The sequence below is a fragment of the Oribacterium sp. P6A1 genome (genome assembly GCF_000702885.1).
In the GTDB taxonomy this organism is placed as follows: Bacteria; Bacillota; Clostridia; order Lachnospirales; family Lachnospiraceae; genus Oribacterium.
On the sequence record NZ_JNKO01000007.1, the window covers coordinates 90,478 to 116,685 of the forward strand.

Sequence of the window (26,208 nt, forward strand, 5' to 3'; positions counted from 1 at the left end):
TGGATCAGAAGTAAGACCAATCAGTAATCCTTATGTCTGTTCTCATTTCTGTGCTCACCGAAATTACGTGAAGACATTTCACGCTGCTTAGCTCTTTTTGCGCGCTTTTCCTCATCCCTCTCGTATGCGTTTACTATACGCTGAACCAGAGGATGTCTCACAACATCCGCGCTGGTGAGCTGAACGAACTCAATTCCTTCAACTCCCTTAAGTACCCTCATGGCATCCTCAAGACCTGACTTCTTACCCTCCTCAAGATCCTTCTGGGTGAGATCACCGGTGATGATAACCTTGGAACCGAAACCTATACGGGTAAGGAACATCTTCATCTGTGCCGGGGTTGTATTCTGGGCCTCATCAAGGATAATGTAGGAATTATCAAGGGTTCTTCCTCTCATATAGGCAAGGGGAGCCACCTCTATAAGTCCCTTTTCGGAATTTGACTGATACTGCTCAGCACCCATGATGGAATAAAGGGCATCATATACAGGTCTCATATAAGGATCCACCTTGGACTGGAGATCTCCGGGCAAAAAACCAAGCTTTTCTCCGGCTTCTATGGCAGGTCTCGTAAGGATGATACGCTGAACCTCCTGCTGGCGGAAAGCAGTTATGGCCATGGCCATACCGAGATACGTCTTTCCGGTACCTGCAGGTCCGATTCCGAAGGTGATCATGTTGTTCCTTATGGCATCAACATATTCCTTCTGCCCCAGGGTCTTCGGCTTTACAGGCTTACCGAGAGAGGTTCTTGCAAGTATATCCTTATCTATCTCGATAATGTCATTGCCTCTTATTTTTTCCGTAAAGCTGAGAGAAATCGCATAATCCACGTTCTGCTCAGTGATGGTATTGCCTCGCTGGCTTAGCTGAAGGAGCTTCTTTATAACTTCCTTTGCTTTCTCGGCATCAGACTCTTCGCCTATTATTTTAAGTACGCCGTTTCGATCGATGATCGTAACATTGAACGATCTCTCTATCTTTTTTATGTTGCTGTCTAACTGACCGAGCACATTCTGCTCATGCTCCATGGGAATGTCCATGATTGCTTCTACTGTTGCCAAGAAATATCTCCTCCACAATGTTAAGTATAACTTGAACGTCAAAATCGACACAGACCATTTCCCGCCGAAGACTTCTCGCTTATTTCGAGAAAGGCCTCCCGGAACGGTATTGGCGGCTGTGTCTCGTATACGAAGAAAGCCCTGAGTCATTTCTGAATCAGGGCTACATTAATCATCTATTTACGATTAGTTGAACTTACGCTTTCTAGCTGCTTCAGACTTCTTCTTGCGTCTTACAGATGGCTTCTCGTAATGTTCTCTCTTGCGAATCTCCTGCTGAATGCCGGCCTTAGCGCAGTTTCTCTTGAATCTACGTAATGCACTGTCCAGAGACTCGTTCTCTTTTACGATAACATTTGACATGCTGAAACCCAAACCTCCCTTCGGGTACAAACTCTGATTTATTATAACACACAATTCGTGTGCGTCAAGCATTTTTTTACTTGATCTGCTCCCTGATAACTTCACCGGCCTTTGCAATAGCCTCATCGATCCTGGAAGCATCCTTACCGCCGGCCTGAGCCATGTTAGGACGTCCGCCGCCGCCACCGCCAAGGATAGGTGCCACAAGCTTGATGAGATTTCCTGCATGAGCTCCTGCCTTAACAGCAGCATCCGTTGCCATAGCCACCATGGAAACCTTGCCGTCCTTATCGGAAATAAGGAGAACAACGCCTTCCTGAAGCTTCACCTTGAGATCATCACCAAGATTACGAAGCTCGTTCATATCTACGCCTGCTACATGTGCTGCAAGGAACTTAACACCGTTGATCTCTGTAACATTATCCATTACATTGCCCAGGGCGTTCTTTGCCTCCTTGCTCTTAAGAGCCTCGTTCTCGCTCTTAAGCTCCTTTAATTCCTTCTGGAGAGACCTGATATGCTCTGCAAGTGTTGCAGGTGTTGCCTTAACAAGCTCACAAGCCCCATTGATTTCCTTTTCAAGGTTCTCATAGTACTTGCGGACATTCTCGCCTGTAAGAGCTTCTATACGTCTTACGCCTGCTGCAACACCGGACTCACTTATGATCTTAAACTGACCGATTTGAAGTGTATTCTCAACGTGAGTACCGCCGCAAAGCTCTACGGAGAAATCACCCATACGTACAACTCTGACCTCAGCGCCGTACTTCTCGCCGAAAAGTGCCATAGCGCCTGACTTCTTGGCCTCTTCAAGAGTCATGACATCTGTTCTTACAGAAAGTCCCTCACGGATCTTCTCATTAACGATATCCTCAACCTTCTTGAGTTCTTCCTTTGTCATAGCCTGGAAGTGTGAGAAGTCAAATCTTGTTCTGCCTGCATCCTGGTATGAACCTGCCTGCTCTACGTGAGTTCCCAGAACTTCACGGAGTGCCTTCTGAAGAAGGTGTGTAGCTGAGTGGTTTCTGCAGGTAGACATACGGTTCTCTGCATCCACCTTAAGAGTTACCACATCGTTAAGCTTGATCATACCGCTCTTCATAGCACCGATGTGAGCGATCTTGTTTCCGCCAACGTGCTCAGTCTTCTTTACTTCGAAAACTGCTGCTCCCTTACCAAGGGCTGAAGCATCCTTGTCCTCTGCTCCGAGAACGATAAGACCGGTATCTCCGACCTGACCGCCCATGGTTCCGTAGAAAGGTGTCTCCTCTGTGATGATAGCGCCTTCCTCACCATCGGAAAGTGCCTCTACCAGAGCCTCTTCATCTCCGAGAGAAATCATGGAAACAACCTTGCTCTCCATGGAAAGCTTATCATAACCGTCGAATGAACAGCTTATCTCAGGATCAAGTTCGTCATAAACTGTTGCAGCGTGTCCGCTGTACTCTGACATCTTACCTGACTCAAGTCTGTCCTTACGTCCCTGCTTCTTCTGCTGCTCCATGGCTGCCTTGAAGCCCTCTTCGTCAACAGTGAAGCCCTTCTCCTCAAGGATTTCCTTTGTATTGTCTACAGGGAAGCCGTATGTATCATAAAGCTTGAATGCATCCTCACCGGAAAGCACCTTCTTGCCTGATGCAGACAGAGATGCCTCCATCTCCTCGAGGATCTCCATACCCTGCTCATAAGTCTTTTCAAACTTCTCCTCCTCAGCCTTAACTACGCTGAGAATAAAATCTCTCTTTTCATCAAGTTCAGGATAACCGTCCTTTGATGTCTCGATAACCCTCTCAACAAGTGTAGGAAGGAATGAACCCTTGATACCAAGCTTTCTTCCGTGACGTACAGCACGACGGATGATACGGCGAAGTACATAGCCTCGTCCGTTGTTTGAAGGCATGATACCGTCAGAGATCATGAATGTCATGGAACGTGAGTGATCTGTGATGATACGAACCGAAATATCAGACTCATGTGTCTCAGGCTTGTCATACTCGATACCGCCGGAGATCTCACAGATAAGATCTCTAAGGCTCTTAAGTGTGTCTACATCAAAAATAGATGCCACATCCTGAACAGCTACCGCAAGTCTCTCAAGACCCATACCTGTATCGATGTTCTTCTGTGCAAGATCAGTGTAATGATTCTCGCCATCGTTGTTGAACTGGCTGAATACGATGTTCCATACTTCCATGAAACGATCGCCTTCTCCACCCATTACGTCTTCAGGGCCGTTTCCGTACTTTTCTCCACGATCGTAGTAGATCTCTGAACATGGACCGCAAGGACCTGAACCATGCTCCCAGAAGTTATCTTCCTTACCGAACTTATAGATTCGCTCAGCAGGAATATGCATATCATTAAGCCAGATGTTGTATGCTTCTTCATCATCAACATAAACTGACGGATAAAGTCTCTCAGGATCGAGTCCGACTCTCTCTGTGAGGAACTCCCATGCCCATGGAATAGCTTCTTTCTTAAAATAATCTCCGAATGAGAAGTTTCCGAGCATCTCAAAATATGTGCCGTGACGAGCTGTCTTACCTACGTTCTCAAGATCTCCTGTACGGATACACTTCTGACATGTTGTGACTCTGCGTCTTGGAGGAATCTCCTGACCGGTGAACCATGGCTTCATCGGTGCCATACCTGAATTGATAATGAGCAATGAATTGTCATTATGCGGAACCAGTGAGAAACTGTTTAAGCGTAAGCATCCCTTCTCCTCAAAGAAGCTAAGGAACAGTTCACGTAATTCATTTACGCCTCTGTACTGCATTTTAATATCTCCTCGTGTCTATGAAATAAATTAAGCCATTTACGGCATAATGGACATTAACTTGTAAAATATACCACAGCGATTTTTAACTTGCAAGATAGGATGCATAATCTTTAACAAGGTCCGTACAATGCTCTCTTGTGAGCTTTATGTACCTGTCCAGGTAGTCTATTTCCTCCATAACACTGACCTTGTTATGTCCCACCACCTTCATACATTCATGATTTCTGGAAACAAGAAAGGTATTTTCAGAGTCAAAGAACTCTTTCTTTTCCCACTCCGTCATCCCGGCAGATATATCATCGGTAAGGGCTCTCAGCTCCCGGTCCCAAAGCTCAGAGACTCTATTGTAATCATCCTTCAGTCCCATGTCCTGGCCTCTGCCTGTCATGCGCTCATACAGCTCATCTATTTCCTTAAAGCGGGTCTCATATTTTCCGGCAGGATCCTTTTCACTTTCTTCCGCTTTTTCTTCCACCGTTGCAACTATAAACTGCTCTGCCGTTTCCGCCTGCACTACGGTATTCTGCCTGCCTGCCTCATAGTCGGCAAGTTTGTTTTTCAGCACTATCTTAATTCCCAATGTGATGATGGTACACACAAGGCACAGCACCATAATCCCCCAAAGGGTTCTCTTTGAAATTCTGTTCAGCATAAATCAAGCCTTTCGATAAATAGTGATGCGGGCACCAACAGTCGACATCGAATCCTTCCGCGCAAAGCGCTCTCACGATTCTCCCGCATTTCGCACTCCCGGGCCGCAAAAAGCGTCCTTACGTGCTCTCTATGGCACTTATGTCATAGTATTACATTTCCCTGAATTTTAAAAGCCCCTGCGCATAGCGCAGGAGCCGAAACACACTAAATGACACAAAAGTCATCTTATCCACTTGTCGTAGAGATTCAGAATCTGATCCGTAAACTTTCCGAGGTCCTTGTTGGCTCCTCCATAGTTCGCTTTGATGGCCACAAGAAGCTTGTTGTAAGCAGACATAAGTCTGTCGAAGGCCGCATCCGAAGACTTCCTCCTTCCCGGTATGCCGCTGGAAGAATACTCCACTGCCTTTATCACTTCCACAGGCTCTCCGACGATCTCCCATTGATTTGATGCAAGATTAAACACAGAACCCGAATACGGGCAGTCTACCGTATATCCGAGCTTTTCATGTATAAGCTCTGACAGCACCTTCATGGAGCCGTCATCGCCATGCACCAGGAACACTCTGTCAGGTCTGTTGAGATCGTAGGCCGAGATCCACTTAAGGAGGCTTTCCTGATCCGCATGGGAGGACATGGCAGGCATTCTGGCTATCTCCGCCCTTACAGCTATCTCATCCCCGAACATCTTGACGCTTTCTGCGCCATCCAGAAGTATTCTTCCGAGAGTACCCTCCGCCTGATATCCGGCAAAAACTATGGTTGAGGCAGGCTTCCACAGATTGTACTTTATATGATGACGTATACGTCCGGCATCACACATACCCGATGCGGAAATGATTACCTTGGGAGTCTCATCAAAATTTATGATCTTTGATTCTTCCGAGGTTATGGAAAGATTAAGTCCCTTAAAGGCTATAGGATTGATTCCGCTGAGTACCAGCTCTTTGGTCTCATCATCGTAACAATCCGCAAGATTCCTTGTAAAAACGTGGGTCGCTTCAACAGCAAGAGGGCTGTCTACGTATACCGGAAAATCCCCGTGACCCTTTATGAGCTTGTTGGACTTTATCTGTCTGTATAGATAAAGAAGCTCCTGGGTTCTTCCAACCGCAAATGCCGGGATGACCACATTGCCGCCTCTGTCCAGTGTCCTCTGAGTGATATTCACAAGATCAGCCACATGATCCACGGTCCTGTCATGCAGTCTGTCGCCGTAGGTGGATTCCATAACAACATAATCCGCATCCCTTATATACTGGGGATCTCTTATGAGAGGTTTATCTGAATTCCCGAGATCTCCCGAAAATACAATTTTCTTTGAAACTCCGTTCTCTCTGATCATAACCTCGATGGAGGCAGATCCCAAAAGATGTCCCGCATCAGTAAAACGTATTTTCACACCGTCATTGAGCTCTACAACCTTGTTATAGTCCACTCCCTGAAAATGATCCAGAACACCGTTGACATCATTGAGATCATACATGGGAACCACATCTTCAATTCCGGCCCTCCGGCCCTTTCTGTTCCTGTACTCCACTTCCTGCATCTGAATATGAGCGGAATCTCTCAGCATGATATTGGCCAGATCCTCTGTGGCTCTGGTGGTGATCACCGTTCCATGAAATCCGTTTTTGTATGCATAGGGAATCATGCCGGAATGATCGATATGGGCATGAGTCAAAAGGATATAATCCACATCAGAATACTTTATAGGCAGGGGTGCATTTTCATAATGCTTCGTTCCCTGCTGCATACCGCAGTCTATAAGTATCTTAAGTCCTGCCGCATGAAGATAATGCAGTGAACCGGTTACTTCATGATCTGCTCCGATAAAATATAGCTTCATGTTCACCTCCGATGTAAAGCGATGATCTTCTTTGTTTCTCCCTCCCATAAGAACTCTTCTTCGCTTTGTTTTCTAATTAACCACGAACTACGCAGAGCTTCATGTCCTCATAATAAAAAAACTCTGCTGATACTTTTATTATATCAACAGAGTTTTTTGAATTCTACTTTTCCGGATTTAATTTAGAATGTTTTTTCTTTTCTGTATTATTTTTGAAAATATTTTGCATTACTCCGACAGATATGCCGCCTTGACCTTCGGATCATTTGCAAGATCCTGAGCGGCACCCTCAATGGTTATCTTTCCGGTTTCAAGAACATAGGCACGATCTGCGATGGACAGCGCCTTATTGGCATTCTGCTCAACCAGAAGAACCGTAACTCCCGACTCATGTATCTTCTCAATGATATTGAAGATTTCATTAACATAAATCGGAGAAAGTCCCATAGACGGCTCATCAAGAACCACCATTTCAGGATTGCTCATAAGGGCTCTTCCCATGGCAAGCATCTGCTGCTCGCCTCCCGATAATGTTCCGGCCATCTGGTTCTTGCGTTCCAGAAGTCTCGGGAAGTGTTCATAAACAGTTTTAAGTGTAGCCTCGATGCCCTCCTTGTCCTTACGGGTGTAGGCCCCCAGCATCAGATTCTGATATACAGACAATGTGGCGAAAACTCTTCTTCCCTCAGGAACATGGGCAAGTCCGTCAGACACAAGCTGATGTCCCGGTGTATGGGTGATATCCTTTCCGTTATACATTACGCTTCCGGATCTTGACTGGATAAGTCCCGTGATAGTCTGAAGCGTTGTGGTTTTTCCGGCGCCGTTGGCACCGATAAGAGTAACGATCTCTCCCTTGTCAACGTGGAAGGAAACGCCCTTAAGTGCATGAATCATGCCATAATATACATTAAGATCTTTTACATCCAGCATTACGCTCATTTCGTTTCCTCCTTAGTCACCGAGATATGCCTTAACAACCTCAGGGTCATGCAGCACATCCTGGGTATTGCCCTGCTTCAGTACCTGTCCGAAATTGAGTACCGTCAGTCTGTCGCAGATACCTGATACAAGCTTCATATCATGCTCAATAAGAAGGATAGTCATGTCAAACTTATCTCTTACAAGTCTTATGGTGTTCATAAGTTCTTCTGTCTCGTTGGGGTTCATGCCGGCAGCAGGCTCATCAAGGAGAAGAAGCTTTGGCCCGGTGGCAAGCGCTCTTGCTATCTCCAGTTTTCTCTGCTGACCGTAAGGAAGGTTCGATGCCTTGTAGGTGCAGTAATCTTCCAGTTCAAATACACCGAGAAGTTCCATGGCTCTCTCATCCATTTCCTTCTCTACTTTACGGAACTTTGGTGTTCTGAAAATGCCATCCAGAGTCGAGTATCCATGATTGTTATGAAGTCCGACTTTAACATTATCAAGAACAGAAAGCTGCGAGAAAAGACGGATATTCTGGAAGGTTCTGGCGATACCCTTTTTACTTATAGCCTCGCAGTCCAGTCCTGTGATAATGTCTCCGTCAAGAGATATCTGACCGCTTGTAGGCTTGTAAACTCCGGTAAGAAGGTTGAATACCGTAGTCTTTCCTGCACCGTTAGGACCGATAAGTCCGTAAAGCTCGTTCTTTTCTATCTCAACATTAAAATTGTCAACCGCCTTTAGTCCGCCAAAGGAGATTCCCAGACTGTCTACTTTAAGCATTGCAGCCATATCAATCCTTCTCCTTTCTTTCTGTCTTATTCTTCTTGAAGCTCATGAGAATTCTTTCACGATACTGTATCCATGACGGAGCCGATGTGAAGAGCATCATGAGGATAAGAACTATCGCATAAATAAGCATACGATAATCGCTGAGGCCTCTGAGAAGCTCAGGAAGTACTGTAAGTACAACCGCCGCAACCACTGAGCCCCGGATATTTCCGATACCTCCCATAACCACAAATACGAGAATCATGATGGACTGGTTGTAACCGAAGTTCTTGGGAAGAGCCTGAAGTGAGCTTAAGTTGTGAGCATAAAGCACACCGCCTACTCCCGCAATTGCTGCGGAAATTGTGAAAGCCAGAAGCTTAAACTTTGTCACATTAAGACCGACAGACTCTGCTGCGATTCTGTTGTCTCTGATGGCCATAATTGCACGTCCGGTTCTTGAATTTATAAGATTGAGAACTATAAAAAGTGCCACGATAAGAAGAACCACACCTATTGTAAAGTTTGAGTTCTTGGGGGTTCCTGTGATACCCTGAGCACCCTTTATGATGATGTCTCCGCCCTCCATGTTGAGGTGCATGCTGTCCTCAAGTGAAAAATGTGCTCCCCTGGCATCTACTCCAAAGTACAAAGCATTAACAAGATTCTTGATGATCTCACCGAAAGCAAGTGTGACTATGGCAAGATAATCGCCTTTGAGTCTCAGTACAGGGATTCCGATGATGAATCCGAAAAATGCAGCGCTGACTGCTCCTATCACTATAGCAATAAAGAATCTCAGTCCCGCAGGCATGGCCGATCCTGACATAAGCATCGACCAGGTGGCACTTGTGAAGGCACCGACACACATGAATCCGGCATGACCCAGCGACAGTTCACCGGAGATACCTACAACGAGATTGAGGCTCACCGCAAGGATGGAATATATACAAAGCGGAACCAGAAGTCCCTTAAAAAGAGAGCTAATGTTTCCCGTCTTAAGCATTATCTCTACAATCACATAAGCGATGATGACCATCCCGAAGGTGATGAGATTGCTTCTTGTGATCTTCTGTTTTTCAGCATTAACTTTATTCATCTGATATCACACTTTCTCCATGATCTTCTTACCGAGAATTCCTGTAGGCTTAACCAAAAGCACGATGATAAGCACAGAAAATACGATGGCGTCCGAAAGTTTTGAAGATATATAAGCCTTGGCAAGGTTTTCCAGAACTCCCAGAATGATTCCGCCGATAAAGGCTCCCGGAATGGAACCTATTCCGCCAAGTACGGCTGCAACGAATGCCTTGATACCGGGCATGGCACCTGTTGTCGGTGTGAGTGTCGGGTATGCAGAGCAAAGAAGTATGCCGCCGATGGCTGCAAGTGCAGAACCGATGGCGAATGTCAGTGATATGGTTCCGTTTACGTCAACTCCCATAAGAGTGGCTGCGCCCTTGTCCTCGGAAACTGCCAGCATGGCCTGTCCGGCCTTTGTCTTGTTGATGAAAGTAACAAGTCCCACTACGATAACAACGCAGGTCACTATAGTAACTATGGTTTCTCCTGAGATGGTGAGCTGTCCATCCGCAAGTTTAACCGGCTTCATACCTACAAAAGAACTGAAGCTCTTGGGGTTTGCGGTAAAGATGATCTGTGCAAGATTCTGAAGCAGATAGGAAACACCTATAGCCGTGATAAGTACAGAAAGTGAATTTGCCTTACGAAGAGGTTTGTACGCTATTTTTTCGATAGTGATGCCCAGCAATGTACACACCACCATGCTCACCGGTATGGCGACGACCACAGGAAGTCCCATACTGTTAAACGCGATAAAAGCCGCATAGCCGCCAACCATGAGGATGTCGCCATGGGCAAAGTTAAGCATTTTCGCGATGCCGTATACCATCGTATAGCCAAGAGCTATGATCGCATACACCGATCCAAGGCTAAGGCCATTGAGCAGATACGAAATAAAACTCATCATCTTGTTACCTCTTCATTAATGAAAAAATAGGGGGCTTTTTTTAGCAGCCCCCCTTAAGCTTAAAACTTATACTGATGTTGTATCAGAATGTATCTTAGAAAGCCATTCTTACTCTGCTGATACGTAAACGCCATCCTTGATAACTACAGCCTTGGGCTCCTTATCAACATCACCATTGTCATCCCAGGTCATCTCTGCACCTGTGATACCATCGTACTTGAGGCTCTTCATCTGCTCCTCAAGCGCTGTACCGATTTCGTCAACCGACTTGTCAGGTGTAAGATTTGCAGCCTCTGCTGCAGCCTTCACGATATATACTGCATCGTAAGCATCTGCTGCGAACTGGATAGGTGTGCTGCCGTAAGCTTCCTCATACTTTGCAACGAAGTTCTTTGTTGCGTCATCATCAGCATCTGCTGAGAAAGGTGTAAGAAGCATGAGACCTTCAGCAAGTGAAGTATCGAAGTTATCAAGATCAAGGATACCATCCATACCGTCCACTCCGAAGAATACAGGCTTGAAGCCCATTGAATCTGCCTGCTTAAGAACAAGAGCAGCCTCTGTGTAGTAGAATGGAAGGAATGCGAGCTCAGCGCCTGATGCCTGCATCTTCTGAAGCTGTGTTGAGAAGTCTGTCTTTGAATCAGCTGTGAACTGCTCTGTATCAACTACCTCGATGCCCTGATTTGCAGCCTCTGCAACGAATGACTCGTAGATTCCGCTTGAATAAACGTCTGAAGAATCATAGAGAACAGCAACCTTTGTTGCCAGCTTGTGCTCACCGATGTACTGAGCTGACTTGGCGCCCTGTGCCGGATCAGAGAAGCATACTCTGTAAGCATTGGCAGGCTTTGTACAGTCAACTGCCGAACCTGAAGGAGTGATCATAAACAGATTATCGTTTACTGCTTCTGAGCCAACTGCAATTGTAGGTGCTGATGTTGTAGGTCCGATAAGTACCTGCATACCCCAGTCCTTAAGTGAGTTGTAGGCATTGATAGCCTTCTCCTGATCATGCTCGTCATCAGCTGACTGGAACTCTATCTGATAACCGTTGATACCACCGGCTGCATTGATCTCATCAACAGCAACCTTTGTGCCATTGACAACTGCTGTACCGTATACTGCCGCACCGCCTGTAAGAGGTCCTTGTGAACCGAACTTCCATGTGGCATCTGATGAACCTGAAGCAGCTGCTGTCTCTGTCTTATCACCTGAAGCTGCCGCTGTTGTAGAAGCAGTTGAGCCTGAACCCGATGAACCGCATGCCGCAAGTGAAACAGCCATAGCACCTGTTAAAACCAAGCTTAATAATCTTTTCATTTTATTTCCCCTCCCACTTTAATAGGTAGTCATCAGTCTCTGAAATGTTTCTCAATCAGAGGTTGAAAACATGTGGCGGATGATCATCTCTCATCCACGTATTTCTGTTGCTTATGAGCTGGCTTTTAAAGAGTCATGTTTCAAAATATGAGTCGACATACTTTGTGTTTTATATAACCGTAAAGCCTGAATAAAATTTTTGATATAACTTAGCTCAGGCTATAAAAGTCCTTCTCATCCACAACCGATTTGATGGTTTGATTATATTAAAAGGGAGTATGCTTAGTCAATCGCTTTTATAACATCTAATCAACATATTTTAATGTTTGATAACCGTGAGTTATATGCAATATAAACGCAGCTCAATTCATCTGTCAAACTTAAGTCCTGAATTCTCTATCCTTCTGTCTCTCAGCATAAGGTCTTTAACAGCCTCCTCCGCTGATTTGTTGCCGAACAGCACCTCATTTATTTCTGAAACGATAGGCATGGTCACATTATACTTATCTGCAAGCTGTCTGGCCGCCTTCGCAGCATATACTCCCTCAACAACCTGGCCAACCTCTGTCATAGCCTCCTGATAAGACTTTCCCTTTCCTATGAGTATACCGGCTCTTCTGTTTCTCGAATGCATGGAAGCACAGGTGACTATGAGATCTCCTATGCCGCTGAGCCCCTGAAAGGTTTCGATATCACAGCCCATTTTCACTCCGAGTCTTGTGATCTCAGCAATGCCTCTTGTGATCAGTGCTGCTTTGCTGTTGTCACCATACCCGAGGCCATCAGCAATTCCGGCCGCAAGAGCAACAACATTTTTCAGAGCTCCGCCTATTTCTATGCCTTTGATATCGGGATTAATATAAACTCTGAAACAATCACTCATAAAAGTGTCCTGAATAAATCTGGCTGTTTTTTCAGATCTCGCCCCGGTAACTATAGTAGTAGGAATAAATCTCGATACCTCCTCAGCATGACTCGGTCCTGACAGAACCGCAACATCAGCCTGAGGAATCTCATCTTCTATAATATCCGACATGGTCTTCAAAGAATCGCCTTCGATGCCTTTGGATACAGAGACTATAACCTGCCCGTGACGAACAAAAGGCGCCATACGTTTAGCTGTCTCTCTTACATAAATGGACGGAACAGCAAGAACAATCATATCTTTATCCGTAAGAGCTTCATGAATATCCGATGTAATGATCATTTCATTCTGTAAAACCGCTTCCGGAAGGTTTTTCTGCCTTCTGGTCCTTGACATCTCCTCTGCACTGTCTGAAGATCTGGTCCAAAGTGTAACCTCATGTCCATTGTGAATAAGAAGTATAGCCAGCGCCGTACCCCAGGTTCCTGCTCCAACAACTGCTGTTTTCATAAACTCTCCTTTAAAAACATTGTCATGATTCACAAACAGCACGCTCATTAATACGGCGTGCTGTTTGTCGGGATCCCTATGGATTCTGTCAGAATAAAATCTTATGTCTAAGATTCCTGTATACCGAGCAGTCCAAAGACCCCACTGTATAAAATTTACTTTTTAAAATGGAACTTGCTTTCTGTTCCCTTTCTCAACCTGTCTATATTGCTGCGATGCTGCCATATAGCAAGGGCAGAGGCAAAAAACACTATGGCTAAAACCATAGGATAAATCCCCATGGACATGGGAAGCATACCGAAATAACCAAATACCGCAGTGAGTACGAAAAACATGACTGCTGCCGTTATGGAACCGACGCTGACATAGCCTGTAGTTTTGACAACAACCAGAAATATAAGCACCAGTATCAGGGCAAGCTTCCACTCAAAGGCGATGATAAGCGCCCCTGAACAGGCAATACCCTTTCCGCCCTTAAGCTTGGGAAAAACAGGGAAATCATGACCAAGAACCGCTCCCAGTCCTCCCCATAAAATGATAAGGGTAGTTTCATCCACCGTAACCGGCTTCCATATCATGCAAAGCACAAGAATAGGTACTATGGTCTTTGCCATGTCAAGAAGAAGTACTGTGGCACCGGCTTTTTTCCCGAGGGTACGCGATATGTTCGTGCTTCCGGGATTACCGGACCCCACCTTATAAATATCAACTCCCTGTGACTTTCCGTAAAGATATCCGTTGGGAATCATCCCAAACACATATCCTACCAGAAGAGCTATAACAATATGCTGAATATCCATTACTCCTCTTCACCACCTTTTCTTTCACGAATAAGGAATTTAAGCGGTGTTCCCATAAATCCAAAGGCATCTCTTATCTGATTCTCGATATATCTTGTATATGAGAAATGCATCAGCTGAACATCATTTACGAAAATAACAAATGTAGGCGGTTCTACTGCAGTCTGAGTCATGTAGAACAGCTTCAGTCTCTTACCCTTATCACTTGGGGGCTGCTTCATTGCAGTTGCTCTCGTCATGATGTCATTGAGCACACCTGTACGGATACGAAGGGTCTGGCTCTCTCTAACCTTATCTACAAGATCAAATATCTTGTTAAGTCTCTGACCGGTCTCAGCGGAAATGAAAAGATACTCCGCATAAGGCATGTATGCGAACTTCTCTTTAAGCTTTGCCATAAACTCATTCATGGTCTTGTCCGTCTTATCCGGTATGGCATCCCACTTGTTCACGCAGATGATGACACCCTTTCCCGACTCGTGGGCTATACCGGCGATATTGGCGTCACCATCAGTCACGCCCTGGGTAGCATCGATAAGAACGAGACAAATGTCTGCTCTGTCAACCGCAGCAACAGTACGGATAACTGAATATCTTTCGATATCGTCCGTAACCTTGCCCTTACGTCTGAGTCCGGCAGTATCAATGAAGGTATATTCCTTACCGTTATGAACGATCTTTGTATCGATGGCGTCTCTTGTGGTTCCTGCCACATCGGAAACTATAACACGGTTCTGTCCCAAAAGTTTGTTGACAACAGAACTCTTTCCCACATTCGGCTTTCCGATAAGAGCAACCTTGATGGAATCATCATCAGTATCCTCAAGAGAGTCCGTAGGGAAATGCTTAACAACTTCATCAAGAAGATCACCTACGCCCATCTGGTTAGTGGAGGATACTCCGATAGGATCTCCAAGTCCAAGATTATAGAACTCGTAAATATCATCACCGAACTTCTTGAAGCTGTCCACCTTGTTTACGCAAAGCACGATAGGCTTTCCGGATCTTCTGAGCATATCCGCAACTTCATAATCCGCATCCACAAGTCCTGTTCTTACATCTGTAACAAAAAGGATCACATCTGCGGTATCAATGGCAAGCTGTGCCTGTGAGCGCATCTGCGAAAGAATGATATCTTTTGTTTCAGGTTCGATTCCACCGGTATCAACTAAAGTAAACTTATAGTTAAGCCACTCCGCATCAGCATAGATTCTGTCTCTGGTAACGCCCGGAGTATCCTTTACGATAGAAATCTGCTTACCTGCAATCAAATTGAACAATGTAGACTTTCCTACATTCGGACGGCCAACCACCGCCACAATAACTTTTCTCATATAATCACCTATCCTGGTAAATAGACACACTTTAACTTATATATCTTAACACGAGCACTTCTAAACAGCAAGATTGATGATGTTTTTTCACGAAGACGAAAGGGCATGACAGCCTTATCACGAAAAAAGAAGCCGGCTTTCGCCGGCTTCCATTAAACTCGCTTTATTGAGTTTTAGTTATTGTAAAGATCGTTCAGCTTCTTAAGATGCTCATATCTAGCCTCTGACTCAGCCTGATTCTTCTCATCGAGTGCCTTAGCTCTCTCAGGGTTCTTGAGACCAAGTGAAAGGTAACGAACCTCGCCCTTAAGGAAGTCCTGATATCCTTCGAAGTTAGGCTCCTTAGAGTCAAGAGTGAACTTCTTGTCTCCACCGTTAGGGTTGAATCTGAAGTTGTTCCAGTAACCTGTTGTAAGAGCAAGCTTCTCCTCATCCATAGCCTTAGCCATGCCCTTCTTGATACCATGGTTGATACATGGAGCATAAGCGATGATGAGTGATGGACCTGGGTATGCCTCAGCCTCTGTAATAGCCTTAACTGTCTGAGCCATATCGCCGCCCATGTTGATATGTGCAACGTATACATAGCCGTAAGACATTGCGATACCAGGAAGATCCTTCTTACCAGTCTCCTTACCGCCTGCAGCGAACTGAGCTACAGCACCGGTAGGTGTTGACTTAGATGACTGTCCACCTGTATTTGAGTAAACCTCAGTATCGAATACCATTACGTTGATATCCTTGCCTGAAGCGAGTACGTGATCAAGTCCGCCGAATCCGATATCGTAAGCCCAACCGTCACCACCGAAGATCCACTGGCTCTTCTTTGACAGGAAGTCCTTATTCTTTACGAGATCCTTTGAAAGATCATCAGTCTTGTCTGCAAGAGCTGCAACAAGCTTATCTGTAGCTGCACCGTTTGTAGCACCTACTGAGAATGTATCAAGCCACTCCTGGCATACATCCTTAACAGATGCATCCTTCTCAGCAAGCTGCTCAACTTCCTTCTTAAGTCTTGTACGGATAGCGTTCTGAGCAAGTAACATACCGTAACCGAACTCAGCATTATCCTCGAAGAGTGAGTTATCCCATGCAGGACCCTGGCCCTTGGCATTTACTGTGTAAGGTGTTGAAGGTGATGAGTTACCCCAGATTGATGAACATCCTGTTGCGTTAGCGATGTACATTCTGTCACCAAAGAGCTGTGTGATGAGCTTAGCATAAGGTGTCTCACCACATCCAGGACATGCACCTGAGTACTCAAGAAGAGGCTTCTTGAACTGTGATCCCTTAACAGTTGTCTCCTTGAACTTGGCAACAACTTCTTCCTTCTCAGGAAGCTTCTCAGCATAATCGAAGAACTTCTGTCTGTCGAGCTCCTCTGCAATAGGCTTCATCTCGAGAGCCTTGTTGCCCTTCATGCCAGGACATACGTTTGCGCAGGATCCACAACCTGTACAGTCAAGAACAGATACCTTGATACCGAACTTGTAGCCAGGCATACCTGTCATATCCTTGCATACATCTCCTGCAGGAGCTGCTGCTGCCTCGTCTGCTGTGTAAGCAAATGGACGGATAGCTGCGTGAGGACATACATATGAACAGAAGTTACACTGGATACAGTTGTCAGGATTCCAGTTAGGAACATTAACTGCGATACCTCTCTTCTCGTATGCAGCTGTACCTGAAGGTGTTGTACCATCTACATAATCCTTGAATGCTGATACAGGGAGACCGTTACCTTCCTGAGCTGATACAGCGTTCTGGATGTTGTTAACGAAGTCAAGAACTTCCTTCTTGCCTTCTGTCTTATCCTTAAACTCAAGTCCCTCATCCTGTGCGTTAGCCCAGTCAGCAGGAATCTCGATCTTCTCGAATGCGTTAGCACCGGCATCAATAGCTGCCCAGTTCTTCTTAACGACATCCTCACCCTTACGGCCGTATGTCTTCTGAGCTGCATCCTTCATAAGCTTGTTTGCCATATCCTTAGGAATGATATCTGCAAGTGTGAAGAATGCTGACTGAAGGATAGTATTGATACGAGTAGGACCCATGCCTGTCTCGATACCGATCTTTACACCGTTGATGATGTAGAAGTTGATCTTGTGATCATACATGTACTTCTTAACCTGGCCAGGGATGTGCTCTGCGATCTCATCCTTGCTCCATACGCAGTTAAGGAGGAATGTACCGCCATCAACAAGCTCCTGAACCATGTTGAACTTTGTCATGTATGCAGGGTTGTGGCAGGCAACGAAGTTTGCTCTCTTGATAAGGTAAGTTGACTTGATAGGCTTCTTACCGAATCTTAAGTGAGACATGGTAACACCGCCGGACTTCTTTGAATCATAATCGAAGTAAGCCTGAGCGTACATGTCTGTGTTGTCACCGATGATCTTGATAGAGTTCTTGTTTGCACCTACAGTACCGTCAGCGCCAAGACCCCAGAACTTACAGTTGATTGTTCCCTCAGGAGTTGTTGTAAGAGCCGGTCCGATAGGAAGTGAAAGATATGTTACATCATCGTTGATACCGATTGTAAATCTCTTCTTGTCTGCGTTCTTGTATACTGCAACGATCTGTGCAGGAGTTGTATCCTTTGAACCAAGACCGTAACGTCCTGAGAATACCTTAACACCCTGGAACTTGCTGCCCTGAAGAGCTGCAACAACATCAAGGTAAAGAGGCTCACCGATTGAACCAGGCTCCTTTGTTCTGTCAAGAACAGTGATCTGCTTAACAGTTTCAGGAATAGCTGCAAGAAGTGCATCTGCTGCGAAAGGTCTGTAAAGTCTAACCTTTACTACACCGACCTTCTCACCCTGAGCTGCAAGGTAGTCGATTGTCTCTTCGATTGTATCGTTTACTGAACCCATAGCAACAATTACGTGCTCAGCATCAGCTGCACCGTAATAGTTGAAGAGCTTATAGTCTGTACCGATCTTGGCATTAACCTTGTCCATGTACTCCTGAACGATTGCAGGAAGTGCATCGTAGTAAGGGTTGGATGCCTCACGTGCCTGGAAGAAGATGTCAGGGTTCTGAGCTGAACCTCTCTCAACAGGGTGGTTAGGATTTAATGCACGAGCTCTGAACTCGTCAACATACTCCCAGTCAACCATGTCTCTGATATCCTCGTAATCCCACTCTTCGATCTTCTGAATCTCGTGAGATGTTCTGAATCCGTCAAAGAAATTGATGAATGGAATGCGACCCTTAAGTGCAGCAAGATGTGCTACAGGTGTAAGGTCCATAACTTCCTGAACTGAAGACTCGCAGAGCATAGCAGCACCTGTCTGACGGCATGCCATAACGTCTGAATGATCACCAAAGATGGAAAGAGCGTGAGATGCAAGTGCACGTGCAGATACATCAAATACTCCCGGAAGCTGCTCACCGGCAACCTTGTAAATATCAGGGATCATAAGAAGAAGACCCTGAGATGCTGTGAAGGTAGTTGTAAGAGCACCTGCAGCAAGTGAACCGTGAACTGCACCTGCAGCACCGGCCTCAGACTGCATCTCGGTTACCTGTACTGTCTCGCCGAGAAGGTTCTTTCTGCCTTCTGTTGCCCACTCATCAACATGCTCCGGCATAACTGATGAAGGGGTAATAGGGAAGATGGCGGCTACTTCTGTAAATGCATAAGATGCATGTGCAGCAGCCTGATTACCATCCATGGTTTTCATTTTTCTTGCCATAAGAATTCCTCCTAAAAAATGAATATAATACATGAATGCGATTATATTATATGAACCTTATAAAAAGGATATCATACTCTATGAAATTATAGCATTTCCGCCATAAAATGCAAAGAAATCGACTTTCGTACCCAAAAAAATACAACGAAAATGCACAAAGCAAAAAATATAAAAAGATTTTATACAGTGTATAATGTACAAACCAAAATCTATTACCAAAAAGCCGCCCCGCATCTTTATATATCGACATAATTTTCTTTGCTCATAAGAAAAAAAATGCCATATCCGACAAAAAAAGTCAGATATGGCATTTATGTTTAAATATACGTTTTTAAGTTATAGCCCGGCATATTCTTTTATAGAAAAGACTTGCACAAAGCCCCATCAGTTTCCGGCTACCGGACCCTCACCTATTATCAGTCCATCGCTTATTTCACTGTCTCCCGGCTTAATTCCCGGAAGTTCAGGAGCATCATGATTGGTTTCTGCATTGGCTTCAGTCTGAACCTGTTCCTGAGTCGGTACCGGTTCAGGCTCATTATCTGGATCGGAATCCCGCTCAGATTCCTGTCCCCCTGTCTCGGCTTCGGAGGAAGTATCTCCCTCCTCTGTTCCCGTAATGGTCTCCCCATTCTCGTCCGTAGCAGCTGCGGCTGCGGATTCGGCAGCAAGGGATGCCGCAATTTCAGGAGTATACTGCTTTGGAGCATGACCACTGTAGTGAGTATAGTGATCCTTTACCTTTTCTGTTGTTCCGTCAGCATTGTGAATTATCTTGTATGCCTGCCACTCGGAACCGGCCGTTCCTTCAGACTGCTCTCCTTCTGTAATGAGTTGAGGCTCAGGTACCGGAAGATCAGCCGCCTTCTCGGATACAAGTTCCCAGGATACGCCCTCAGGCAGTATTCTGATTCCGTAAATCTGGGCATTCATGGTCTGGTCGGAATACCAGGCTCTGATACCGATTGCGTGATCGGAATTATTGACAAACTTGTAATCCGGTCCGGGCCATGAAACAGTAGCATCGGTTCCCGGTGTCACATAAGTAGGCGCAAATGTGTGAGAACGTCTGTAGGTTGTTGTAAGTCCCGCTCTGAATACCGCATTGTACAGAGTTGATGACACCTGACAAACTCCGCCGCCGACCTCGGTTACGACTTCACCCTCATTATAGGCAGGTGCTCCGCCATAACCCTTCTCCGCTGTACGCTGACCGACTACCTCATTAAATGAAAATTCCTCACCGGGCTGAAGCACTGTTCCGTTTATGGCAGCCGCAGCAAGCTTGATATTTCCATTACGAATGGAATTGGCCGTGGTCTTTGTGGTGAAAGAACCTATAATCTCATACTTATCTTTAATAGAGTTCAAAGATGCTGAAATCGTCTTTCCTTCAGCCTCTACGCTTGCGCTGTAGTTATGATCCTTCAAAGCCTTCATAACCTTTTCGGCAGTCAAAGTTGCATCTATCTCGAATCCGTCAACAGATCCTCCGAAAACAAACTCTCCCGTAGATGAATCATAGGAAGTGATGTCACCGTTTTTAGGATTCATCTTCCATACAGTCGCAAGCTGAGTCATGTAATCTGTAACCTGAGCCGTAAAATCCGGAAGCGCTAATGCATAATCCGCTACAGGCGCTGCAGATTCCTGTGACTCATTACTTTCTTCTTTACCCTTTGCCGAAGACTCGGTTTCCTGGGCCTTCTTTGACTCATAATCCGCAAAAATCTGATCTATCATCTCTTCCAGTTTTTCGGAAATGAGATCAGGAATCTCAAATGTCCTGGAATCAGGCCTGATGGTAATTCCGGAATATGGACTTTCCACCTCAGCAGTCTGCTCGGATCCATCGTTATCACTTACCTCAGAGGTTTTTGCCCCCGTAGTTTCCTCCGCAGTCTCCCCTGCATTAAGATCAGGCATGGTAAAATCATCTATCAGCGGATTCGGATTTGTAACCACGAGCTTCCAGTCGTATGTATCCATGATAGCATTCTTGACCTGCTCACGATTCATTCCATTCAGATTCAGAAGTTCTGCTCCGGAAGCAAAGGAGCTCACATCAAGATACACATCATCATGTATGCTGTTTGGATCATAGGTTTCAGCAGCCGCAGAAGTCTCCTGCCCTGAAGAGCCGCCTGCCGTACCCATAAGACCGCCCTTAAACGCAACTGCAAGAGCGCCGACCACAACCACCAGAGCCACCGCAGCGGCAATGATCAAACCGGCACCCGAATCTCCGCTGCCGGGTCTTCTTCCATAGTAGCCGTCATTTCTTTTTACCCCGTTGCCGGATGCAGTTCTGCTACCGGAGGAAGCCCTGCCGCCGGAATATCTTGTACCATTCTGAGCGGAATGCTGGTTTCCTCTTGCACGTGACTGTCCACGGGATCTTGAAGCCGAGCGTGTCCGCTCCATATCATATCTATCTGCCATAGGATCATCTCCCCAAACCAATATATCTAATTAAATTACCTGATTATCACAAAAAATGATACCTGGAATGTCAGTACTCCGCTTTCCCACGTATCACAATGTTTATAATCTTATCAGTATTAATAATGTTTGTACATTGTGATTTTTATTAAATACGCGACAGAATTACGTAAGAAGGATTATCATTTTTTTATTTTATCCGGTCAAATCCCTGTATGTCCCTTTCTTTTCACCCCCCGGAATTCACTTCATTTCCTGTTTCAGCGTTCCCACAGCAGTCTTCGGATTATTATGGAAGAAATCATAAACCTGTCTTGCGGAATAATCATCCATTGACGGGCAGTTCACAAGATCGTCAAGACTTGCAACACGTATGTGGTCAATGTCTCCGAACCGCTTCATCAGTGCTTTCTTCCTCACTTCTCCCACTCCCTTTATTTCGTCAAGCAGAGACTTGATCTGATTCTTGTCTCTCAGTGAACGATGATATGTAATGGCAAATCTGTGAACCTCATCCTGAATGCGGGTAAGCAGTTTAAAAGCTTCGCTGTTCTCACTGACAGGAAGTTCCTCATTCTCATAAAGCAGCGCTCTGGTTCTGTGATGATCATCCTTCACCATACCGCAGACCTTTACAGAACTTACGCCCAGCTCCTCCAGTACCTGTTTGCAGACATTGACCTGCCCCCGGCCTCCATCCATACAGATAAGATCCGGAAAATTAGAGAAGGATCCAAGTTCGTTGTCCTTTCCGGCCGCGGCATTTTCCTTCATCTCATTAAGACCATGTTCAAAACGGCGGGTAAGCATCTCATACATGGAGGCATAATCGTCCGGACCCTGAACCGATTTGATGCGGAACTTTCTGTAGTCATTGTTCTTGGGTTTACCGTTTTGATATACCACCATGGAACCGACATTCAGCGCTCCCATGGTGTTTGAAATGTCATAGGATTCGATACGAAGAGGCGGATTCGGAAGCCCCATAATCTCCTGCAGCTCCCTAATGGCCCTTGCACACTTCGCATCCTGCTCACGATACTGCTGTCTGTAACGGTTCATCAGGATTCCGGCATTTGTCATGGCAAGCTCCACCAGTTTCTCCTTCTTGCCTATCTGAGGTGTGACAATGCTTACCTTTTTGCCTTTCTCCCTACTCAGCCACTGTTCGAGGATATCCCTGTCCGGAAGCTCTGTCTGAATCCAGAGTTCATGAGGAATAAACGGAGTTCCATTGTAGTACTGCTCAATAAAATCATTCAGGATCTCCTCATCAGTCTCTTCCTGGTCAATGTCTACAAACTGATGATCCCTTCCTATGATCTTTCCGTCCCGGACAAAGAATATCTGCACAACGCAGTCGGAAAACTCTCTCCGCATTCCAATGATGTCTCTGTCTCCGGAATCGTAGGCCACTATCTTCTGTCTGTTCTGAATGGCTTCGATGGATTTGATCAGGTCTCTCATCTCTATCGCTGTTTCAAAGTCAAGATTGTCGGAAGCTCTCATCATCTTCCTGTTCAGCTCTTTTACGATGTCATCATATTTTCCGTTCAGAAAATCTATGGCTTTATCCACCTGAATCCTGTAATCCGCCCTGCTCTGTCTTCCGAGACATGGCGCATCGCACTGATGTATGTCATAATACATACATTTTTGAGGAAGCGGTGAATCCTCGGTAAATACTTTATTGCAGTTTCTTATATGAAACGTCCTTCTTATAAGATCGATAACCTCATTCACCTGATCATTGGAGGCATAGGGGCCGAAATACTTCGCCTTGTCCGTAGCCCTCTTCCTAACCTTCAGTACCCTCGGATACTGTTCCATGGTCACCTTGATATAAGGATATGTTTTATCGTCTTTCAAAAGAGTGTTGTATCTCGGCTTATGCTCCTTTATGAGATTGTTCTCAAGCATCAGAGCTTCCAGTTCCGAATCCACAACTATATATTCAAAGCGTTCCACCAGACTTACCATCTGCTGGATCTTCACTGATTTTTTATAGGACTTCTGAAAATACTGCTTTACCCGGTTTTTAAGTACCTTTGCTTTTCCCACGTAGATAATCTCGTCTTTGGGGCCATGCATCAGGTACACCCCCGGAAGCGCCGGCAGTTTTTTCAGTTCTTCGTCAAAATTGAATTTACTGTTATCTCGCATTAATATCTTTTCCATTCTGCATCATCCCACATTTCTTCGAAATATGGGATAAAAATTGGGATATACAACAATATCCGCCGCAAAGCCGGAATTCCGGTTTTGCGACGGATACAATCATATCACGCATGACCCCGGCTTTGTGCCGGTCACTCATGAAAATTTTATGAACTATTTTTTTACTTAACTACAAAGTTAAGGATCTTGCCCTTAACGAAGATCACCTTAACGATGTTCTTTCCTTCGAAGAATTTGCTGATCTGAGGATTTGCCTTTGCAGCCTCAACAGCATCATCCTGAGTTGCTTCGGCAGGAAGATCAACATTACCTCTTACCTTACCGTTAATCTGAACACCCATGTTGATGACCGCATCCTTTGTCTTCTCTTCGTCATACTCCGGCCACTCAGCAAGTGTAAGAAGTCCCTGACCGCCGATTTCCTCATAGATTTCCTCTGTAAGGTGAGGAGCGAATGGGTGAAGAAGCTTGATGAACACAACAAGATCTTCCTTTGTGATAGCTCCGGCCTTTGTGAAATCGTTAATGAGAGTCATAAGAGCCGCAATGGCTGTATTGAACTTCATTCGCTCGATATCATCGGTAACCTTCTTGATGGTCTTGTGAAGCTTTGACTCAAGGCTCGGATCTTCCTTTTCAAGAGTTGCGATATCAGTAAGTCCCGCAACACGGTCAAGGAAACGCTTAACTCCGCGAACTCCCTCGTCGCTCCATGGAGCGGCTGCTGTATAGTCGCTCATGAAAAGAACATAAGCACGAAGTGTGTCTGCACCGTAAAGATCTACGATGTTCAAAGGATCGATAACATTGCCCTTTGACTTTGACATCTTCTCACCGTCAGGTCCAAGGATAAGTCCCTGATATGAACGCTTTGCATATGGCTCCGGTGTTGGCACAAGATTGTTGTCATACAGGAACTGGTGCCAGAATCTTGAATAAAGAAGGTGTCTTGTCACATGCTCCATACCGCCGTTGTAGTGGTCTACAGGCATCCAGTACTTAAGCTTCTCCTGATCCGCAAATGCCTTGTCATTGTTGGCATCACAGAATCTCAGGAAATACCATGAGGATCCTGCCCACTGAGGCATGGTGTCTGTCTCTCTCTTGGCTGCGCCGCCGCATTTAGGACATGTGCAGTTCACGAAGCTGTCAATCTTGGCAAGAGGTGACTGTCCGTCTGTACCGGGCTCAAAGTTCTCAACATCAGGAAGTGTCAGAGGAAGCTCCTCAACAGGAACGCCTACAGTGCCGCACTCAGGACAGTGAATAAGAGGAATAGGCTCTCCCCAGTAACGCTGACGGTTAAATGCCCAGTCCTTCATCTTGTACTGAACTCCCTTGTGTCCGATGCCCTTCTCTTCAAGAACAGTAAGCATCTTTGCTATAGAATCCTTCTTATTTGTAAGACCGTTAAGGATATCGGAGTTCACCATCTCTCCGTCGCCTGTGTAGGCCTCCTTTTCAATGTCTCCACCCTTTATAACTTCAACTATATCTACACCGAAGGCCTTCGCAAAATCGTAGTCTCTCTGATCATGAGCAGGAACCGCCATGATAGCACCTGTTCCGTATCCCATCATTACATAATCTGCAATGAATACAGGTATCTGCTTTCCTGTGATAGGATTTACAGCCTTGAGACCCTCGATCTTTACGCCGGTCTTATCCTTGACAAGCTGTGTACGCTGGAACTCTGTCTTCTTGGCAGCATCCTCACGATACTTTAAAACTTCATCCCAGTTTGTAATCTTATCCTTGTACTTATCAAGAGCAGGATGCTCAGGAGCAACTACCATGAATGTAACACCGTAAAGTGTGTCGCATCTTGTTGTATAGATTTCAAGCTTGTCGAGAGCCTCAAAGCTCTTCTCATCCGTGAGCTGGAAGTTCACAAACGCACCTGTAGAACGTCCGATCCAGCTAACCTGCTGCTGCTTGATGCTCTCAGGATAATCAACGCCTTCAAGACCATTAAGGAGCTTATCGGCATACTGGGTGATTCTCAGATACCATACATCCTTCGGAAGCTGAACAACATCGCTGTGACAGATATCACACTTTCCTCCCTGAGAATCCTCGTTGGAAAGAACAACCTTACAGTGCGGGCAGTAATTTACCAGAGTCTTGGCTCTGAACACAAGTCCCTTATCAAAAAGCTGAAGAAAAATCCACTGTGTCCACTTATAGTAATCCGCATGGGATGTGGCGATCTCTCTTGACCAGTCAAATGAGAAACCAACCTGTCTCATCTGATCCTTGAAGTGTTCGATGTTCTTCTCTGTGATAAGATGAGGATGTGTATTTGTCTTTATGGCATAGTTCTCTGCGGGAAGTCCGAAGGAATCAAATCCCATCGGGAAAAGAACATTGTATCCCTGCATCCTGCGCTTACGAGCAAGAACCTCTATGCTTGAATATGCCTTGATATGGCCAACGTGCATACCTGCACCTGACGGATACGGGAACTCAACAAGTCCGTACCACTTTGGACGCTTGTCAAAGTCCACAGCCTTAAAAGCCTGTGCCTCGTTCCACTTTGTCTGCCACTTTGGCTCGATCTTTTTAAAATTATACTTCATGACTAATTTCCCCTTGTGAAATTAAACTTGCATTTCAACAAATCACTATTATAACAGAAAGAATCAATACGTCAAAGAA

17 protein-coding genes are annotated in these 26,208 nt (G+C 45.4%); all 17 read right to left on the reverse strand.

The features are described 5' to 3' along the window. Nucleotides 1-20: 20 nt before the first annotated feature. Nucleotides 21-1,064 carry a PhoH family protein gene (locus tag T515_RS06890; RefSeq protein ID WP_051671526.1) on the reverse strand — a complete coding sequence of 348 codons (1,044 nt, stop codon included), beginning with the start codon at nt 1,062-1,064 and terminating at the stop codon, nt 21-23. A gap of 186 nt (nt 1,065-1,250) precedes the next feature. Then, nucleotides 1,251-1,427, reverse strand: coding sequence for a 30S ribosomal protein S21 (gene rpsU, locus T515_RS06895; RefSeq protein WP_005539624.1), 177 nt, complete (start codon nt 1,425-1,427; stop codon nt 1,251-1,253). A gap of 76 nt (nt 1,428-1,503) precedes the next feature. Continuing rightward, nucleotides 1,504-4,206 (reverse strand): alanine--tRNA ligase, encoded by a 2,703-nt coding sequence (gene alaS / locus T515_RS06900; RefSeq protein WP_036609154.1) that lies wholly within the window; start codon nt 4,204-4,206, stop codon nt 1,504-1,506. Between the two features lie 85 nt (nt 4,207-4,291). After that, nucleotides 4,292-4,861 carry a hypothetical protein gene (locus T515_RS06905; RefSeq protein WP_036609156.1) on the reverse strand — a complete coding sequence of 190 codons (570 nt, stop codon included), beginning with the start codon at nt 4,859-4,861 and terminating at the stop codon, nt 4,292-4,294. Between the two features lie 222 nt (nt 4,862-5,083). Then, nucleotides 5,084-6,712 carry an MBL fold metallo-hydrolase gene (locus T515_RS06910; RefSeq protein WP_036609318.1) on the reverse strand — a complete coding sequence of 543 codons (1,629 nt, stop codon included), beginning with the start codon at nt 6,710-6,712 and terminating at the stop codon, nt 5,084-5,086. 228 nt (nt 6,713-6,940) lie between these two features. Then, nucleotides 6,941-7,654, reverse strand: a complete 714-nt coding sequence (locus T515_RS06915) for an ABC transporter ATP-binding protein (protein ID WP_036609158.1) — start codon at nt 7,652-7,654, stop codon at nt 6,941-6,943. Between the two features lie 12 nt (nt 7,655-7,666). Then, nucleotides 7,667-8,428 carry an ABC transporter ATP-binding protein gene (locus tag T515_RS06920; RefSeq protein WP_036609160.1) on the reverse strand — a complete coding sequence of 254 codons (762 nt, stop codon included), beginning with the start codon at nt 8,426-8,428 and terminating at the stop codon, nt 7,667-7,669. 1 nt (nt 8,429) lies between these two features. Further along, nucleotides 8,430-9,506 carry a branched-chain amino acid ABC transporter permease gene (locus T515_RS06925; protein ID WP_036609162.1) on the reverse strand — a complete coding sequence of 359 codons (1,077 nt, stop codon included), beginning with the start codon at nt 9,504-9,506 and terminating at the stop codon, nt 8,430-8,432. A 6-nt stretch (nt 9,507-9,512) separates the two neighbouring features. After that, nucleotides 9,513-10,394, reverse strand: coding sequence for a branched-chain amino acid ABC transporter permease (locus T515_RS06930; protein ID WP_197026408.1), 882 nt, complete (start codon nt 10,392-10,394; stop codon nt 9,513-9,515). 111 nt (nt 10,395-10,505) lie between these two features. Continuing rightward, complete coding sequence (locus T515_RS06935; RefSeq protein ID WP_036609166.1) at nt 10,506-11,720, reverse strand: ABC transporter substrate-binding protein; 1,215 nt, start codon at nt 11,718-11,720, stop codon at nt 10,506-10,508. A gap of 367 nt (nt 11,721-12,087) precedes the next feature. Beyond that, on the reverse strand, nt 12,088-13,095 hold the full coding sequence (locus tag T515_RS06940) for an NAD(P)H-dependent glycerol-3-phosphate dehydrogenase (RefSeq protein WP_036609168.1): 1,008 nt from the start codon (nt 13,093-13,095) through the stop codon (nt 12,088-12,090). A gap of 155 nt (nt 13,096-13,250) precedes the next feature. Continuing rightward, nucleotides 13,251-13,895, reverse strand: coding sequence for a glycerol-3-phosphate acyltransferase (locus tag T515_RS06945; RefSeq protein ID WP_036609169.1), 645 nt, complete (start codon nt 13,893-13,895; stop codon nt 13,251-13,253). Then, on the reverse strand, nt 13,895-15,229 hold the full coding sequence (gene der, locus T515_RS06950) for a ribosome biogenesis GTPase Der (protein ID WP_036609171.1): 1,335 nt from the start codon (nt 15,227-15,229) through the stop codon (nt 13,895-13,897). The genes T515_RS06945 and der overlap by 1 nt, the downstream gene beginning before the upstream one ends. A 173-nt stretch (nt 15,230-15,402) precedes the next feature. Continuing rightward, complete coding sequence (nifJ, locus tag T515_RS06955; protein ID WP_036609173.1) at nt 15,403-18,930, reverse strand: pyruvate:ferredoxin (flavodoxin) oxidoreductase; 3,528 nt, start codon at nt 18,928-18,930, stop codon at nt 15,403-15,405. A gap of 384 nt (nt 18,931-19,314) precedes the next feature. Beyond that, nucleotides 19,315-21,372, reverse strand: coding sequence for a VanW family protein (locus T515_RS06960; RefSeq protein WP_051671527.1), 2,058 nt, complete (start codon nt 21,370-21,372; stop codon nt 19,315-19,317). A gap of 243 nt (nt 21,373-21,615) precedes the next feature. Beyond that, the gene (gene uvrC / locus T515_RS06965; RefSeq protein ID WP_036609175.1) at nt 21,616-23,550 is read right to left on the reverse strand and encodes an excinuclease ABC subunit UvrC; all 1,935 of its coding nucleotides are present in this window, start codon (nt 23,548-23,550) and stop codon (nt 21,616-21,618) included. A 161-nt stretch (nt 23,551-23,711) separates the two neighbouring features. Continuing rightward, nucleotides 23,712-26,129, reverse strand: a complete 2,418-nt coding sequence (gene leuS, locus T515_RS06970) for a leucine--tRNA ligase (protein ID WP_036609177.1) — start codon at nt 26,127-26,129, stop codon at nt 23,712-23,714. Nucleotides 26,130-26,208 lie beyond the last annotated feature (79 nt).